The 15,767-nt window shown below is 67.4% G+C and carries 14 protein-coding genes and 1 pseudogene; 2 read left to right on the top strand and 13 right to left on the bottom strand.

What is annotated here, in order from left to right; genetic code table 11:
* Positions 1–10: 10 nt before the first annotated feature.
* The gene (locus ABZS97_RS22345; protein ID WP_356140055.1) at positions 11–1,057 is read right to left on the bottom strand and encodes a caspase family protein; all 1,047 of its coding nucleotides are present in this window, start codon (positions 1,055–1,057) and stop codon (positions 11–13) included.
* Between the two features lie 13 nt (positions 1,058–1,070).
* Positions 1,071–2,453 (bottom strand): hypothetical protein, encoded by a 1,383-nt coding sequence (locus tag ABZS97_RS22340; protein ID WP_356140054.1) that lies wholly within the window; start codon positions 2,451–2,453, stop codon positions 1,071–1,073.
* A gap of 378 nt (positions 2,454–2,831) precedes the next feature.
* Between ABZS97_RS22340 and ABZS97_RS22335 the strand changes: the two are divergent.
* Positions 2,832–3,311: pseudogene (locus ABZS97_RS22335) on the top strand (class IV adenylate cyclase); the annotation flags it as partial.
* A gap of 302 nt (positions 3,312–3,613) precedes the next feature.
* Here the strand turns inward: ABZS97_RS22335 and ABZS97_RS22330 are convergent.
* The 11 genes from ABZS97_RS22330 to ABZS97_RS22280 form a co-directional block, all read right to left on the bottom strand.
* Entirely contained in the window at positions 3,614–3,874 is a 261-nt protein-coding gene (locus ABZS97_RS22330; protein ID WP_356140053.1) for a hypothetical protein, read from the bottom strand.
* Positions 3,871–4,830: a hypothetical protein gene (locus tag ABZS97_RS22325; protein ID WP_356140052.1), complete on the bottom strand. Its 960-nt coding sequence runs from the start codon at positions 4,828–4,830 to the stop codon at positions 3,871–3,873. The genes ABZS97_RS22330 and ABZS97_RS22325 overlap by 4 nt, the downstream gene beginning before the upstream one ends.
* Before the next feature lie 253 nt (positions 4,831–5,083).
* Positions 5,084–6,262, bottom strand: coding sequence for a hypothetical protein (locus ABZS97_RS22320; protein ID WP_356140051.1), 1,179 nt, complete (start codon positions 6,260–6,262; stop codon positions 5,084–5,086).
* Positions 6,259–6,681: a hypothetical protein gene (locus tag ABZS97_RS22315; protein ID WP_356140050.1), complete on the bottom strand. Its 423-nt coding sequence runs from the start codon at positions 6,679–6,681 to the stop codon at positions 6,259–6,261. The genes ABZS97_RS22320 and ABZS97_RS22315 overlap by 4 nt, the downstream gene beginning before the upstream one ends.
* Before the next feature lie 350 nt (positions 6,682–7,031).
* A complete protein-coding gene (locus tag ABZS97_RS22310) occupies positions 7,032–7,265 on the bottom strand; it encodes a hypothetical protein (protein WP_356140049.1) in 234 nt (77 codons plus the stop codon).
* 917 nt (positions 7,266–8,182) lie between these two features.
* Positions 8,183–8,569, bottom strand: coding sequence for a hypothetical protein (locus ABZS97_RS22305; protein ID WP_356140048.1), 387 nt, complete (start codon positions 8,567–8,569; stop codon positions 8,183–8,185).
* Positions 8,570–8,654: 85 nt separating this feature from the next.
* A complete protein-coding gene (locus ABZS97_RS22300; RefSeq protein WP_356140047.1) occupies positions 8,655–9,170 on the bottom strand; it encodes a hypothetical protein in 516 nt (171 codons plus the stop codon).
* An 87-nt stretch (positions 9,171–9,257) separates the two neighbouring features.
* Positions 9,258–9,482 (bottom strand): hypothetical protein, encoded by a 225-nt coding sequence (locus ABZS97_RS22295; protein WP_356140046.1) that lies wholly within the window; start codon positions 9,480–9,482, stop codon positions 9,258–9,260.
* On the bottom strand, positions 9,479–10,552 hold the full coding sequence (locus ABZS97_RS22290) for a hypothetical protein (RefSeq protein WP_356140045.1): 1,074 nt from the start codon (positions 10,550–10,552) through the stop codon (positions 9,479–9,481). The genes ABZS97_RS22295 and ABZS97_RS22290 overlap by 4 nt, the downstream gene beginning before the upstream one ends.
* Before the next feature lie 769 nt (positions 10,553–11,321).
* On the bottom strand, positions 11,322–11,714 hold the full coding sequence (locus ABZS97_RS22285; RefSeq protein WP_356140044.1) for a hypothetical protein: 393 nt from the start codon (positions 11,712–11,714) through the stop codon (positions 11,322–11,324).
* A 451-nt stretch (positions 11,715–12,165) separates the two neighbouring features.
* Positions 12,166–13,056: a hypothetical protein gene (locus ABZS97_RS22280; protein ID WP_356140043.1), complete on the bottom strand. Its 891-nt coding sequence runs from the start codon at positions 13,054–13,056 to the stop codon at positions 12,166–12,168.
* Here ABZS97_RS22280 and ABZS97_RS22275 point away from each other — a divergent pair.
* A complete protein-coding gene (locus tag ABZS97_RS22275; RefSeq protein WP_356140042.1) occupies positions 13,055–15,313 on the top strand; it encodes a hypothetical protein in 2,259 nt (752 codons plus the stop codon). The two genes, ABZS97_RS22280 and ABZS97_RS22275, sit on opposite strands and share 2 nt — an antisense overlap.
* The last annotated feature ends 454 nt before the right edge of the window (positions 15,314–15,767 follow it).

Below are 15,767 nucleotides of genomic sequence, written 5' to 3'. Positions count from 1 at the left end.
CCAGGGCTGGTCAGTCCGCAGCCGTGCCGGTCGGGTAGTGGACATCGGCGCCCTCTCCCTTCACGGAGAACTCGCAGTAGGGATCACCGGCCACGTACGCCCGAGGGCCGATCCAGTACGTTCCGCTGGGCAAGGACAGCTCCCACGGAGTGCCTTTGTACGCCTCCGAGCGGACCACAAGGTCCTCGTACTCGTCTCGGATCACCAGGTCCCCGACGTCGTCCGTGAAGTGCACCCGTATCCGATACGTCTGCGTGGGCTCCTCGCGTCGCACGATCACGGGCAAGCCCTGCTGCAGACGCACAGACGCAAGTTGACGCCTGTCCGTGCAGCGGAAGACGACACGGCGCACGTGATCGTCGAGCCCTGGAATCGTCACGCGTCCCGCCGTGTCCACGGCCGTGCGCATCCCGTCCAGGAGAGCGGCCGTGAAGTAGCCCTGCAGCGGTTCGTCGCCGGTTGCGGCCGCCGGTTCCAACGACTGCTGGCCACGCTCGGCCGCCAGCCCGAGGACGACGCTGGGCAGCTCATCGCTGCGCCATACCTGTAACAGTGGAGGTCCGCAGGGCAGCAGGTCCAGCTCTTCCCGGCAGCAGTCGACGAAGAAGACGACTTCTCTGAACGGGCCGGACTGCGCGTACCAGTTGGCCAGAAGCTGGACCTCGACATGGTCGACCAGCCCGCCCTCATCGGCCGACGGCATCAGCACGGCACACCCCGTGCCGCCGGGCGCTGTGCCGTGCCCGGCCAGGTAGCCGTAGAGACGAGACTCTTCCCAACTCTGCGGCGACGACTCCAGTTGGGCACTCAGCCGCTTGTTGATTTCCGTGAACTTTTTGAAGATTCCGCTCGCCGTCGGCCGTACGGAGTCGGCATCGATGACGTCCGTGTTCCCGGACGCAGGCACTCGGATGATGTTCTCCTCAGGTACGCCACCCCCTTGGGGATCGACGAGCCAGCGCTGGAACGCATCCGCGTCGTTGACCGGGCCCTGCAGATCGTCGAGTGAGACGTACCGGTTGATGCCGGAGACCACTGCGTAGTGATGTTGATGCATGCGACGTCCCCTCTCAACCAGCAATCATCACTTGCAAGGTGTCGAGCAGCGCTGGATCCGTAGCAAACTGCTTATGAGAGCGCGCCCCGCAGTTCGCGTCCGGTGACCAGACGAACGCGCCGGGCTCCGCATCGGCGACGACACGTACTTCCTCGGCCTCGGCGCCACCCGCGCTCCGCCCGGAGCCGTACCAGTGCGCCATTCCGGACAGGGGGACCGCCGCGCTCATACCGTTCGGATCGCGCTCCAGCACCCCGGAAACGAAATACAGCAGCGAGCGTGGATACCCAACAGGCACGAGGTGATCGGCCTTCTCGGCCTCGTCCGTCAGCGCGAACAACCTGAAGCGTTCAAAGGCCGTGTTCCTTCTGCGCAGTGTCGACGCCAGCTCGGGAAACGTGCACATTGGCGCCAGGGCAACCACATCGCGTAACCGGAAATCGGCAGGCAGAAGACTGTCGGCCAAGCCTCGACGGGCGTCGAAGCCGGCAAGGAACGCATTCATCAACAAGGCGCCGGAGCCGTGGCCCACCACCGTGACTTCCTTGCGCTCCGGCACCGAGACGGCCTCGATGAAACGGTCCAGAAAGTAGCGGCCCGTGCCCGCGGGGATCCCGGCCCCCGAACGAAATGCCGTGGCCGCATCCTCCTTCATCCCGGACCACACGGCGGCACCCAGGTGGGCAAGGCAGAACTCCCGCAGAATCTCCTCGACAGCCGTGGGGTAGAGCCCGTGATGGGTGCCAGCCCTGAACCGTTCGATCACCGCCCGGGCCGCGCTCACCACCTTACGGACCAACAGCCCGGTGGCGACTTCCAGTACGGCATGGGACCTGTGCCTGGTCCCGATCCGCTCCTCGGCTTCGGCGCGCGTGGCAGACATCAACAAGTCACTGTCGCTGTCGACCGCCGAGCGACCGAGACTCCGCACCTGCTGGTCGTTCGACAACGAGCGGACGAGCCACCGCGACTGTTCGTCCGTCAACTGGGACATGCCCGCCGGCGGAGTCAGCGAGGCGTAGGGCTCCAGCCCTTCCAACTCCATGGCCTTCAGCTCGACACCCACTCGGCGGGCAGTGGGCACAGGCAGGTTGCCCGACAGTAACCGCCCGCGCGCGCCGGGCCCCGAGCGCTCCGCGGCCTTGCCGAGCACGCACAACAACACGCGCTTCAGCACTATCTCGAAGACGGCCTCGCGTAGCACACGGTGCAGGTTCCGCGTCAGCGTGTGGCCGGTCCCGCCACCCTGCAGCACGAAGACGGAGCGGGAACCGGCCTTGCCATAAGCCTCCGCGGCATCGCCCAACGCGGAGGCCACGCCACCGCGTTCGAGGGACGTACCCGCGAAATGCAGCACGACCCGCTGGCTGTTTAGCGACGCGATCAGCCCGTCCACGGTGGCGTTCGCGGCAGACGCACTTGTCCGTGGCTGAGCGAGGTCGAGCCATCGCACTTCGTCAGACGATCCCATGGGGCCGCCAGAGTCCGTCTGCCGCCCGTGACCGTGTGGCATGTCCCAGTGCTTCTCTCACCGGCAGACCCCCTGAATCGCGCGGCGGTGACACGGCGTCGGTGGCGTGAGTGTGTCACCGCCTGAGCGAAGCGTCCAGGTATGGCCAGAGACATCCGGTCTCGACTCAGAAGTGGTACTGGTGTCCGCGCGGACTCCACCACGTTCGTCAGCGCCTTCGACGCAGAGTGGGAAGGCCACGAGAGCGCCATGCACAAGCTGATGGAGACGCCGTACGGGCCCCTGTACCAGGGCTTTCGCAGGATGTTCGACGCGGTCATCGACGGTGCACAGCGCACAAAGGGGAACAGCGTAATCGAGGCGGAGTTGAAGGCTCGCGTCCACGCGCCCGAGGCGGTCATGCGGCGCCTCGACGAGCGCGCCGAAGCCCAGACCGAGGTGTACCAAGACACCTACTACGACCGGCCGGACGGCTCACTCGAGAAGTCAGATCAGGAACTACGGGTGCGGACCGTCCACGGTCAGGACGGGCTGCGTACCATCCTCGCGTTCAAGGACGCCACAGTCGACGACGCCTGCGGATCGAAGCCCGAGCACGAGACCCGGGTCGAAGACCCTCAGGAGACGCACTCGATCCTGCAGGGGCTGGGCTACGTACCCTCGATCGCATTCGAGAAGCGGTGCCGCAACGACTTCACCGCCCGCGGCTGGCAGATACTCGCCACCCTGGTTCGCGTCCCCGAGATCGACGGCACGTTCCTGGAGATCGAGACCATCGTCGACGCGAGTGTGGTGAGGTCATGGCGTTCGTCGGATTCGCGCGCGCCGCGGGGGATCCACCAGTACCCTGCTCGCGCCGCTTGGGTGGCCGGCCTGCCCATCGTGGCCTATCGGGAGCCAGGCCCTCGGGTGCCTGGAGCAGCTCCGGCGGCACGCTGACGATGAGCGCGGCGTCCTCGGCAGGCACGAGCGGGTCGAACAGTACATGAAGGACGCCATCGGCTTGGGACACAGAGGCACCCTCGTGAGGTACTGGGGTGTGTCGCCGGACCCGCAGGTGAGTGGCGAGAGCGGGTATCCGGCGATTACCGCTCGGGCAAGGGACCGATGGGATCGTCGACGCCGAGAAGCAGGATGTGGTGGCCGACGGCCTCGGTGACGCCGTCGGTGACCCGCTCGACATCCAGGCGCAGCCGGATGTGGCCGGCGCCTTCGCCGTTGGCCGCAAGGCCGCGTTCCAGTTCGTCGTCGAGGCGGTCCGCCGCGGTCTCGGCCGCGGCGTAGTCGGCCAGGTCGCTGGCGAGGAGCCGGCGGGTGGTGGTGTCGCGGAGCTGGTAGCTGGTCATCGGGACTCGTCCTTCGGCGTGGGGTGATCAGTGGTCGAGTCGGCGATCCCGCGTGCCGCGTTCACCGCGCGCGACCAGACGTCGGGGCTGCCTCCGTGCTCGCGGGCGAGGGAGGCGGCGAGTCCCCGGATGTCGCCGCGCTCGTGCAGGGCGGCCAGGGCGAGGGCCGCCCGCCGGTCGGCTTCCGAGCGGGCCGGCGTGACCGCGGGGCGGTGCTCGAGGGCGGTGCGTACGACGTAGTCCCAGGACCCCTGTGGCCCGCCGTGCTGCACGCTGAGCTCCGCGGCCAGCCCCGGGTGGTAGCCGTCGCGGTCGATCGCCTCGGTGGCGTACTGCTCGGCGAGCTGCGTGGCGGTGAGCGGCTCACCGCCGGCGTGGGCGCTCAGCTCGGCCGCGAGAGCCTCCTCGAGGGCGGAGGGCCGGCCGACGGCCGCGTCGGCCTGGGGCCCAGGGCGGCGGCCGGCCTTGCCGAGCTTGTCCCCGGTGCGCCTGCGGTCGAAGTCCTGCAGGTCTCCGACGCGGAAGGCGGGGATCATGCGGCCGGTCGGACCCTCGACCGGCTCCGCGAGGGGCTTCGGGAAGTACTCGGGGTTGTCCTTCAGGTACTTGCGGATTGCCGAGGCTGCGTTGAAGCCCAGCCACCTGGTGGCCGTGTTGATGGAGACGACGTCCTCCGGGTCGGCCTGGTACAGGGCGGGGTCGGCCTTGAGGACCTTGTTCGCCTTCTCCTGCTGGAACCAGGTGTAGAAGTCGCGGAACTGCTGCTCGTCGTAGAAGTCGGCTCCGTCGATGCGCTCCTTCTCCGGGTGGCGGTGCTCCCTGGGCTGCTCGAGCCGGATCTTGTACCAGCGGGCCGCGGTGCCGACGCTGGCGCCGGTGAACTCGCGGATCCAGTCGCGGTTGACCACGGCACGGCCGCCGACGACGCGACGCTGCGGGTTCAGGGCCTTGGACATTGCACTCTCCGGTTCGGATCGCGGCCCTATACTGAGGGCCTGCTCCTCTTGGTCCTTCGGCGCTCACGCGCCGACGGGCGAGTCGAGTTGGTGAAGGTGGTCGGCGGGACGTTCGGTCGGGGTTGCCGCCTTGGGCCGACACCCTCGTGAGAGGGTGCCTTCCGCCGCCCACCACTTTTACCGCAGGTTTCGTGTAATCAATATGACGCTCTTGGTGGGTGGCTGTCAATCTCGCCGGCCACAGAGCACGTCACTACCGGCTGCGGCGGTGCGCGGCCCACTTCCGTTCGAAGTGCGGCACCTTCTTGTCCCGGACGTGGAACGGGGCGGTGACCATCAGTTCCTCCGCGGTCGGAAGCGCCGGACCGCGCCGTTGGACCCACGCCCGCACCCGCCCGTAGCGCTCGTCGACCTCGACGGGGACGCCGCGCCACTCCGAGACGCTCTGCAACCTCCGGCCGAGAGCGGATGCCCGGCCCACGTCGACCCGTTCCACCGAGCGCATCGCCCGCCCACGCTGCGTCGGGTCCGCCTTCGCGACGGGCAGGATCCGACGCACGTGGTACAGCCCCCACGGGCAGGCGAGTTCCTCCTCGAACGCGGCGAGCACGGTCCGGTCGGCGGCCCGGCCAGGGTCGAACTGCTCCAGCAGACTGCGCCGGCTGAACAGCCTCGCCTGCGGGTTGAGGCTGACCGAGGTGTACTCCAGGCGCAGCACCCGTCCGGCGATGTCCGGATGGGCGCGCATCCGGTCCAAATGCGTGTCCATGGCCCCCATCGACACCGGGAAACAACAGAAGTTGCAGTAACTCTTCTCCCACCGCACCCCGAACCGCTCGTACAGGAACGCTTCGCACCGCTCGCGCCCCCACCCCCATTCGATCAAGGGGTACACGCCCTGGCGCAGCGGGTTCTTGCTTGCGGCCTCGTCCCGGCGGCTGCGGCTGACCTCGTCGGCGTTGAACCCCATCACTTGCCTGAACGGCCGGTCGCCGATCTCCTGGGCGATCAGCGCGTCGCCGACCTCGCCCTTGGCGTGCAAGCTGCAGAGCCGAATGCCGCCCTGCTGGGGAACGGTGCCGCCTGTCTCGTACTCGTCCCACAATGCCCAGGGCCCGCGCTCGATGATCCGTTCGGGCTGGCGGGAGTCGTCCATGACCGCGATCTCCAACGAGCGGCTGGCCCGGGCGACTTGAACGAGCCGGACCCGGTGCTCGCGCAGGAGCGGCAGCACGTACTGAGCGGCGTGGGCGCGGGTGGCCGGCCACTCGTCCCCGGTGAGCTCGTGCAGCACCATGGTGCGGGCCAGATCGACTCCGTGGGCGGAGGGGTCCTCCAGCACCTTCACCAGGTACGCGGTCGAGTCGACCCCCAGGCCCCAGTTGACGACCAGGTCGACATCCTCGCCGCCGGTGCGGGATACGGCGCTCATGCGGCCGCACCCCCTTGGCCGGCCTTCGGGTACGGGTAGGAGGTGGCGGTGAGCCGGCGGCCGGTGCGCGGCCCGATGTAGGCGGCGTACTTGTGGTTGACCCCGTGGGCTACGACCCGCGCGCCGACGGCCTGCAGGACCTCCTCCAGCCACCCCCGGCCGGGCTCACCCTCGTCGCAGGGGCGAGCGCCGAGGGCGACCAGGCGCCGCTCGACTCCGCCGCGGCCGCGCTCGCCGTTGCGGACCTTGGACATCGCCCGGTCGTGGAGGACCGAGCCGTCGGGCAGCATGGTCAGGCGCCGCGGGCGCGTCTTGCCCAGGTAGTCCATCCCCTTGGCCTGGTAGATCGTCCCGTAGTGACCGGGAAAGATCAGCTCGGGGCCATGGGCGGTGAGGCGCGTCCTGGGTGAGAATTTCAATGAGACATGGCATTTTTCAGCGAGAACTGTCATCACCCCAAGCCCGCTGCGGGTTGGCTCCAGCCGGTCGCGTAGTAGAACGATTTCTGCGCGAACTTCCCGGGCTGCAACGAGCCCCGGATGATCGACTTGGCGGCACATCCCTTCGGGGATCTCTAGATGATCGCTCACATCCAGATCGCCTCGGCGGTGTCGTCCTTGGTTAGCACGTCCATTGGTGGCTAATCCTGACCTGCAGCAACCCGCCTCTGATACACCTGCGAGGTCATTCCCCCCGACGCTGATGGTGAGCCCTTTCAGAAGAGGCTGTAGAGGACTCTTCGCAATCAGGCCTCCACTCCGGCCCGGGCTCATAGCTGGCCAGCCAACTCCAGGTCGGATGGACGGTAGTCCAGAGCGGCCTTCCGGATCACCAACTGCTCAACCGCATCGAAGAGCAACGAGCGCCTCACGCCTACCTGGCCAGCCACTTCGCCCACGGATGATCGGCCACAACCAGAGGCGTCCGACCTGGCGTCATTCCACATCTGCTCGATGTAGCGCAGGTTGTAGTCGAGCGGCGGGACCATCAGCTCAGTGGCCACTGCGCCGTGGTTCCTGATTCACGCATGCCGCCGTTGCTCGGGCTCTCCACCTGAACAGCGGGGCGAATCGTTCATTGGAAGCGATACCTGACCTGCAACAACCTGCCTCTGATACACCTGTGAGGTCGATCGCATCCGCGGAGGTGGAACGTGATGCGGAAGCAGTGGGAGCATGCCAGTGGGGGGCACCACAGGATGGCCATCGGGGGCTGAGCTGCAGGTACTCACTGAAGCCATAAATAAATAGGCCCAATTACCCGAAACCGGGACCGGGGCCCTCCAAGCTCAAGAAAAGCTCAGATCAATCATGAAGTTCCAGTGCCATGCAGCAAATACCTCGTGACATACTCGCTCTCCGGATGCCGAACTCTTCGCGGCAGATGCTGACAAGCCGTCAGTGGGGTTACTGGAAAAGCTGGGAGGGGTTGTGGGTAATCAAAGCGATGAAGCATCTCGCAGGCGATGGTGGACCGCTGCCGAGAGATGGCAGGTCTACCTAGCAGCGGCAGGGCTATTCGTGGGAATCATTTCTGCTGTGGGGCAATTTATGCAGTAGTAGTCCCACGCAGGTGACGGTCGCGACCGGGGCTTCAAGCCCACAAGCCCGGTCGGTAACTAGGCGACCGGGCTTGTGAACTTCATTGGAGGGCCTGGCTCGGGTTGCCTCCCCGAGTTGGGCCCTTCAGTATCATTCAGGTTGGGTGGCGGCTAACACCCCCACTCAACAGAAAAACTGTACCTCGCTTAGGACACTGCGGGGCCAATTCAGGTCCATGGGCTGGACTCGGTCGGTGCTTTTCCGGTTCGGTCGATGATCGGTATCAGGTATGCCGCGTACCCTTTGAGCGCTGCCATGAGCTGTTCGTCGGTGGGTCTCCTGCCATTCTGCCGCTGGCGTGCCCAGAATGCGGCGACGCTCATCTCCCACTTCCGCTGCGTCTCGGGGTCTTGCTGCGGTTCAGCTCCAAGCTCTCCTCGTACGGGGTGAGCCGGCCGAACACCGAAGTGAGCACGGCGACCTGGGTCGGGATGCCCAGGGTGAGCACCCCCACCAGGCTGTTCTCCGGCGGCGCGGCGGTGTCGATCAGACCGTAGACGAAGCGGACGGCGGGCCACGAGCCGCTGTAGTGGTGGGCGCGTACGAAGGCCTTCGCCGTGTGGACCAGCTCGTTCGGCATCTCGCGGACGCGGTAGCGGGCGGGGTCGAACCCGCCCTCGCTGGTCGGCCTCCAGCTGTGCCGGCGGTTCTTCCACCGCTGGCAGACGGCGCCGAGATCGAGCGGGGGTTGCTCGTATGCAGACATCAGGGGGTTCCCCTCGGGTCGGTAAGTTGGTGAAGGAGGCCGGTCCCGGGGTTGCCGCCCCGGGACCGGCACGGCCGGCGGTAGGTCAGGTCGTGGTGGGGAGCATCAGCTGACGAGGGGCGCGCAGCACGTCCAGGACGCGTTCGCGCCAGCGCATCGCCCAGTGCACGCAGTTGGAGCAGCTCTTGTGCTTGCCCTCGCACTGAGGCAGTTCGTTCCAGTGCGCGTCACGCGACCACGCCAGAGAGTCGGCGGAGGCCAGGTACTCGGCGCACGTCTCCAGCGCCTGGGTCTTCAGCCCGAAGCCGTGCAGGCGCAGCCCGGCGGCGGCCACCGTGGCGAGGACGGCCGAGACGTCCTTGACCGACTTGCGGCGGCACACGGAGCCAACCCCGACCAGCGGATAGTCCGCCAGCCGGACGCCGCGTCTGTCGTACAGGTCCAGGCAGGCTTCGTAGTCGGCCGGCCGCCAGCCCTGGACGATCGGGATGATGTCGACGCCGGGCTCCTCGGTCATCAGGTCGACGAAGTTGCCCACGGTGCGGTCGATGGGCTCGCGCACGGAGAGACCGGTCTTGGCGATCATGTCGGGCTCGCACATCCAGTCCTGCGGACCGGCCTTATGGACAGGGTTTCGTTGTGTCCGTTGTCCACTCGGCCGACGAGTTCCGACCCGTAGGAGGGCGGCTTAAAACCAGCGGCGATACCGGTCGCGGCGCTTCGCTTGCTTTTCCATGATCTGAAGCTCGATGACCCGGACGCGGTCGGTGGATTCCTGCGGGGTTTTTTCCCTGAGGATCTTCGCGAGTCCCGAGGATGCGGCATTGATCAGGAAAGCCAGCGCACTAAGCATGGCGATCGCCCCAACTAGCCAAACCGGACCGTTTTGCACCACCTCAACAAGGGCAGTCACAGTAGGCCACCCTCCATCGTCTCCCGGCCTAGAACGTATCCGGCGCCTTGGACGCTCTCGAAAAGGCGCCAATGGCGGCAGGGGGGTGAGAGTGCACCCTTCCGGCCGCTACCTTCCCAAGCCTCTCGTGCCTCTCTGGCTGCCTTCAGGTGCCTGCGACCGGCCCGCCTGAGTTTTTGGGCCAGTGTTGCGCCGAATCCCTCGGGGCTCTGGGCTCCTGCCTTGAGTGCAGCCTCGTGCCAGGGGACATGTTCGTGTGCGTAGGCCCAAACAGCTCTGGCCTCCACCTCGGTCAGTGTCGCAACGACAGTATCGATGCAGGGATCGCCAACCTTGGGAAATTGGTGGTCGATGTACTCAAGGACATGAGATTCAACGCTGCGTGACGCGTTAGCGAAGTCAGCGAGTGTGCCGCAAAGTTCGCCGTTCTTCGTGATCGGCCGCTCAAGCATCTCCAGACGAGAGCCACTGATCTGTCGTTCCCACAGAGGTTTCAGCGCATCGCTCGCAGCTTGAGCCCGCCGCGCGATTTCCTTGATCACCATGTCGTTGTCGGCGAGGTTGAGGTTGTGCCACCACTCTTCGAGCAGAGCATTGGTAACGGCCAGTCGATGACTGGCTGGTGTGCGGTTCAACCAGGTCTCGATGAAGTCGTCCAGCGCCTCGGTCTCCCTGTTGAGCACACCCTTGAGCGCCTTCATCGCCGCCTGATAGGCCGGGCCGGTGAAGCCCCGGGGATGGAGCGCACTGGCGTCTCTATGCCAGGTGTCCAGGAACGTCAGTCGAGTCGGCGGTGCCGCCCGCACGAGGTCCTGGGTGGCTAGGCTCGAGCCGTCGGCCAGCCGCAGCACGAATGAGGAGTAGGCGGAGCTTGTGCCGTGACAAGCCAAGTAGACGACGGCGACCTCGTCCGCGAACCGCTCCCGCAGCTCCGCCGTGTCCCGGACGGCAATCAGCCTGCCCGAGAGGTCGTCTTTCCCGGCCTTGCAGGCGTTCACCATAACGAGGCGGACGCCGTCGCCATCCTCGTAAGGCTCCTCTGGCTCCGGCATGAGGAGTGCTGTCGTCATCAACGCGTCCTTCCGGTTCAACGATGGTCCCGCTTACTAGCTGTGGGATCGACCCGAAACGGTCACGTCGCTGAAGATTTTTAGGACGAGCTTCAGAGGTGGAGTTAGTGGTCCGGTTCCGGAGCCCCGGCTGAACTCGGGCGACGGTGACTGAGTCGCGTCACTCCACTGTGCTTGATCAGCTCATCCGCGAGCCGGGCATTTTCAATGCTCAGGCGGCGGATGTGGTCTTCGTAGATGTGGAGGTGGAGGGTGAGTTCGTCCTTCTCCCGGCGGAGCCGCGCGATGGTCTCGCGTTCGGTGGTGGTGTTCGTGACGCTGAGCCGCTGGCCTTCCAGCCAGGCTTCCGCGTGTCTGAACCGGACGAACAGCCCCGGCTCGCCGGGCCGTTGGAAGGGGGCGCCGGTGGTGAGCAGGCGGGCAACTGCTTCCAGGGGCGGGCGGGCGTCGGGCAGGGCCGGGGCGTAGCGGGTGACCGTGTGGAGGATGCGGGACGTGACGGGTGTCGGGGTGTGGGCGCTGATGCGGGCGGTGCAGATCCGGGCGGGGCCGGTGGGTGACGGCGCGGTCAGGGCGGCTTGAAGCTGGCCGTGGAGCTCGCGGGTGTGCAGGGTGATCCGGTAAGCAACCGGGCAGGTCTGCGCGGGTGCGGTCCCGGCCGCGCAGGCGTTCGGCGATGGTGTCGGAGATCGCGTAGGTCGGAGAGGCGGGCTCGGACTCGTACATGGCGCAGACCTCCAACGGCGGCAGCAGGCACGGGGATTCGCGGTCAGCGGGTGATGCGGGACCGGGCGCGGTCGGCCTGGAGGTGGACGGCATCGGTGTGCGTGGCGGCGCGGACCTTGTCGGCCCAGTCGGCCGCGCGCTGGGCCAGGTCGGCGAGGCGCACGAAGGATGCGTCCTGGTGCTGGCGGGCGCGGTCCGTCAGTCGGGCGTGTTCGGCGGTCAGTTCCTGGGCGGCGTACGCGGCGATCGCCTCGGTGCCGTGGCGGCGGGTGATACGTCCGAAGGGGCAGGCGCCTTCCTCCTGCTCGATGACGGCGAGGTCGGCGGTGGGCCAGCCGGTGTCCTCGTCGCGCGGGCCGAGCTGGATGTCGAGCACGCACACCGCGTCCGCATCGTGCAGGCCGTCAGCCTGGTAGCGGATGTGCGGCCGGAGCACGGGGCCGGTCTGGCGTTCGGTGTGGGCGCGCCACAGTTCGGGTGCTGGTCTGCAGGAGAGTGTCAGGTGGACATCGTCATCTGAGTGTCAGTGGCGCAGCGTCGGCGACCTGGTGATTGGCACTGACGGGTGATGCTCACCTGTCCCTGACGTGAGTGACGAAAGGCCAGGTCATTCTCACGCCGACTGCTATAGCGAGTGCAGAGTTTGCGCTGGTCAGAGACGTGACAGTTGGGCTGTGAGGGTACCTGGTCCGGTTGGTGGTGCGGAACTGCTGTGCGTCGAGCACGGGTTAGCCCTGGCGGCCGGCGGAACATGGACGGTGGCAGCGGCCAGGCTGCTGGTGCCGTCCGGCGGTGTCACCGCGGGGGAGGGACGATGGCGTGAGCTAAGGCCGTATGTCGGTGAAGCCCCGTAGGCTTTGAGGGTTCCGCTGTAGGGGCGGTTTTCTTTACAAGGGGTGCGGGTGCCAGCTCTTCCTCCTCCCAGTGCTACCGGTGTGCGCGTCGCTGGGGACACCTACCAGTGGCTGTACGTGTGGGAGGGATGCGTCCAGGTTTACAAGGACGCGCTCGACGGTGTCGGCGGCGCGATGGTGGCGGTCGGTGTCGAGGTCACGGGGGTCGGCAACCTGGATGACGTCGTCTACTACTGCGCGGATGGGGAACCGACCCGCTACGCGCAGGTCAAGTACGCGGCGAATGCGTCGACCGCGGTGGGGGAGGAGTATCTGTTCAAACCAAGCGACAATGGTGGTCCGTCGATCCTGCAGAAGATCGCCCGCTCCTGGCAAACCTTGACCCAGGACGGGACGCCGGTGCAATTGGCCCTGCTGACCAATCGGTTTCCGGATCCGGCGGACGTCCTGCTCAAGGACCGGGATTCGCGAAGCCGTCTCCTGCGTCCCCGGGCAGACCAGCAAGGCCCGCAGTCCGAGCGAGGCAAGGCGCGTGCTCGCTGGGCGGCTCATGCCGGGCTCGATGAGTCCCAACTCTTGGAGCTTCTGGACGTATTGGAGTTCCACCTGGGACGCGATGTGTTCGTTCAGCGCGAGTTCGTCTCCCACTCGATGCAAGCCGCTGGCCTGCGGCACGACGACCAGGCGATCATGACCGGCATCCAGTGGGTCAACCAGCAGGTCATCAACGGCAAGCGCGAGCTGTCCCTCACCGACATCCGCGCGGCGGTCAATGAACTCCGCCTGCTGGCAGGTCGCTCGGCCGGCCCCGGCACCGCCCTGAACGACGACGCCCCCGCGCTGGTCGCACGGCCCCGCCAGGTCAGCGACTGGCAGCCGGACCGCCTGGGGCGTACACCGGGCCGTCCAGGAGCACGACGGCATGAAGCTGCCCCCCTATATCGAACGGGACCACGACGGCGAACTGCGCCGCCACTTGCACACGGTGGCCGACAAGGGTGCAGGCATGGTCGTCGTGCGCGGGGACTCCTGCACCGGCAAGACCCGCTCGGCCTGGGAAGCAGTCACAGCGTGCGTGCCCGACTGGCAGCTGCTGTACCCGAAGTCCGCCGCCGGACTGCGCTCGTGCCTTCAGGTCAACGTGCTCACCGGTCCCACGGTGATCTGGCTGGACAACGCCCACCATCTGTTCGCCGAGGCGGACGGCAACCGCGCTGCCGAAGACCTGCTCGGGCTGCTGGAACAGCCGCCCGTCCCGGTCATCGTCCTGGCCACCATGTGGCCCATCCCCCTCGACGTGCCCGGGTCCAACCCCAAGAAGAAGGGTCGGACCCGGCACATTCACTCCCTGCTCGATCTGGCCCGCACCGTCCACCAGCCCAGGGCTTTCGACGCCCCTGGGCTCAACCGGTTCGAGGACCAGGCCCGCAGCGACGGCCAGTGGACCCAGGCAGCCGCCCAGGCCCGCGCGAACGGTGAATTGTGCCAGCGCCTGGCCGCCGCCCCCGAACTCCTAGACCGCTACCGCCATGCCGACCACACGCCGGGCAAGGCCGTGGTGACCGCAGCCGTCGAAGCCCGCCGACTGGGCGTACGCGGGCCGCTTCCCCTGGCCTTCCTCGAGCACGCCGCCCTCGGCTATCTCAGCCCCGACCAGTGCCGCAAGCTGGACCGGCAGACCTGGTTCACCGACGCCATTGCCTGGGCGCGGACCCCGGTCAAAGACGTCGTCTCATGCCTGCAGGGCGTCCTCGCGCCTGGCGGTATCGGTGAGGCGGCGGACCTGGTCGACCTCAGCGACATCATCGAGCAGCAGATCGCTCCCGAGCGCTGGGGCATAAAGCCCCCGGCCGCACTCTGGCAGGCCGCACAGTCGGACCTGACCGCCGGTGGCGACCTGGAAACCCTCGCTCTGCACGCGTTCGCCTTCGCCCGCTTCCGCATCGCCCGGGACCTGTACCTCGCCGCCCTCGACCGCGGAACCGCGTCCGCCTTCGAAGGCCTGTGCTTCTCCTACACCGAGACCCAGCGCCTGCGCACCAGCCAAGGCCTGAAGGAACTGTGCGACCAGGTCGACCGCCTCTGCGACGGCGGCGCCGGCCTCGCAGACCTGGGCACTGCCCTCATGCAACTCGCCCTCGCCGGCGAAACCGTCGAGTACGCCGACACCCTCCAACCGCTCACCGAAGAACTCCTGATGCGGGCCTGCCGCGAAGGTAACCGAGACGCCCACCTGGCGCTGGAGCAATTCCTGCACGCCCAGGGCCGCCACGGCGACGCCGAAGCTCTCACCCCGCCGCCCGAGCCCCCGGCACCGCACGACCCCGCTCAGCTCCTGCATGATGCTGCCGCAGGCGACGGGATCGCCCTGGAACGACTGCGGAAGGTTGCGGACAGACGGAACGAGACCTTCCATCAGATCGCGGCCGCCGCTTTCACCGCCAGTCCTGCCTTGTGGAGTTGGCCCACCAAACTCGCCCGTGCGGGCGCCCCCGAGCTGGTCGAACCGCTCCTGCGCGCCGCGACCGACAGCGGCGACCGGCAGGCCCGGCAACGGCTGGTGAGCCTCCTCGATGACCAGGAACGCACCCCTGAGGCGGAGGCCGTGCTCCGTGCCGTCTCCGCCACCGACATGTACGCCCTCAACACTCTGTTTCACCGCCTGTGGCCCCACCGCCCCCGGATCGCCCGGGAGGTCCTCACCGAGGCCGCGCAGGCGGGCCACATCCTGCACGTCCTCACTGTGCTGCGGCCTCTGACGTATGGGGGACGCCTTCCCCGTGATCGCCGCTTCGCTATCACCGCCATTCGCGTGCTGGCCCGGCTCGGCTACGAGCCCGCCCAGGTTCAGCTCGCCCGAACCCTGCTGGCCGAGGCGGACGAACTCGAATGGGAGAAGGCACCACGCCACGACCTCATCGCCCGCAAACGCGACGAGGCGCACCGACTGCTGCGGCAGGCAGCCCCAGGCCACCGTGAAGCCCGCAGTCTCCTGGGCCGGCTGGCCGAGCAGGAGGACAACTACACGCAGGCCGCCGACTGGTACCGCCAGGCCATCGACGTCGGCGACTACGCGATGTTCCCCTCCCTCCTGCAAGCGCTGCACCAGGGAACACCGTCGAACGAGGATGAGGTTTTCTACGGTCTCGACGCCGACGGCACCCTGCTCCCGCCATGGTGATGTCGCGGGCCATCGGCACGACAGCGACAGGCTTCGCAGCCCTGTCTGCGAGCCGCTAGGTGATCGGAAGGAACATCAGTTCCCTCGGCGCCGAGGTGGTCGCGGGTGGGGTCAGTGTGGCGACAGGTCTGTGGGTGGGGACGAGCCTGCCGGGATATATGGCGTCTGGCTTCGCGGGGCCGCTGGAACTGTGACCTCCGGGGCCTGCACGCGTGCTGCCTCACGCTGGACACCGAGTGACTGAGGCCCGAGTCGCCACCCCTCGCCTGAGCGAGGGACGGAAGCGTCCAGTGGCGGCGTCCTGGGGCCAGCTGGAGCGACCTGCGCTCAGGATTTCGGCAGGGTTGTTCCTGCGGGCCGGGGGAAGGTCAGGAACAGGCCGTGTCAAAGGAGACTGGCGGTTGGAGAACGGGGCGGGACGAGCCCGCCGCCTCTGTGCCTCAAGGGCGATCGG

It is taken from the genome of Streptomyces sp. NPDC005485 (assembly GCF_040606085.1).
GTDB lineage: Bacteria > Actinomycetota > Actinomycetes > Streptomycetales > Streptomycetaceae > Streptomyces.
Note: the sequence above shows the minus strand (reverse complement) of the source record. Positions and strands in the feature narration are given on the sequence as shown.

Bases quoted from the DNA above. Each gene is read 5' to 3' on its own strand.
- ABZS97_RS22280 (WP_356140043.1), bottom strand. From the start codon at position 13,056: ATGCCGTCGTGCTCCTGGACGGCCCGGTGTACGCCCCAGGCGGTCCGG.
- ABZS97_RS22330 (WP_356140053.1), bottom strand. From the start codon at position 3,874: ATGACCAGCTACCAGCTCCGCGACACCACCACCCGCCGGCTCCTCGCC.
- ABZS97_RS22290 (WP_356140045.1), bottom strand. From the start codon at position 10,552: ATGACGACAGCACTCCTCATGCCGGAGCCAGAGGAGCCTTACGAGGAT.
- ABZS97_RS22275 (WP_356140042.1), top strand. From the start codon at position 13,055: ATGAAGCTGCCCCCCTATATCGAACGGGACCACGACGGCGAACTGCGC.
- ABZS97_RS22320 (WP_356140051.1), bottom strand. From the start codon at position 6,262: ATGAGCGCCGTATCCCGCACCGGCGGCGAGGATGTCGACCTGGTCGTC.
- ABZS97_RS22300 (WP_356140047.1), bottom strand. From the start codon at position 9,170: ATGTGCGAGCCCGACATGATCGCCAAGACCGGTCTCTCCGTGCGCGAG.
- ABZS97_RS22345 (WP_356140055.1), bottom strand. From the start codon at position 1,057: ATGCATCAACATCACTACGCAGTGGTCTCCGGCATCAACCGGTACGTC.
- ABZS97_RS22325 (WP_356140052.1), bottom strand. From the start codon at position 4,830: ATGTCCAAGGCCCTGAACCCGCAGCGTCGCGTCGTCGGCGGCCGTGCC.
- ABZS97_RS22305 (WP_356140048.1), bottom strand. From the start codon at position 8,569: ATGTCTGCATACGAGCAACCCCCGCTCGATCTCGGCGCCGTCTGCCAG.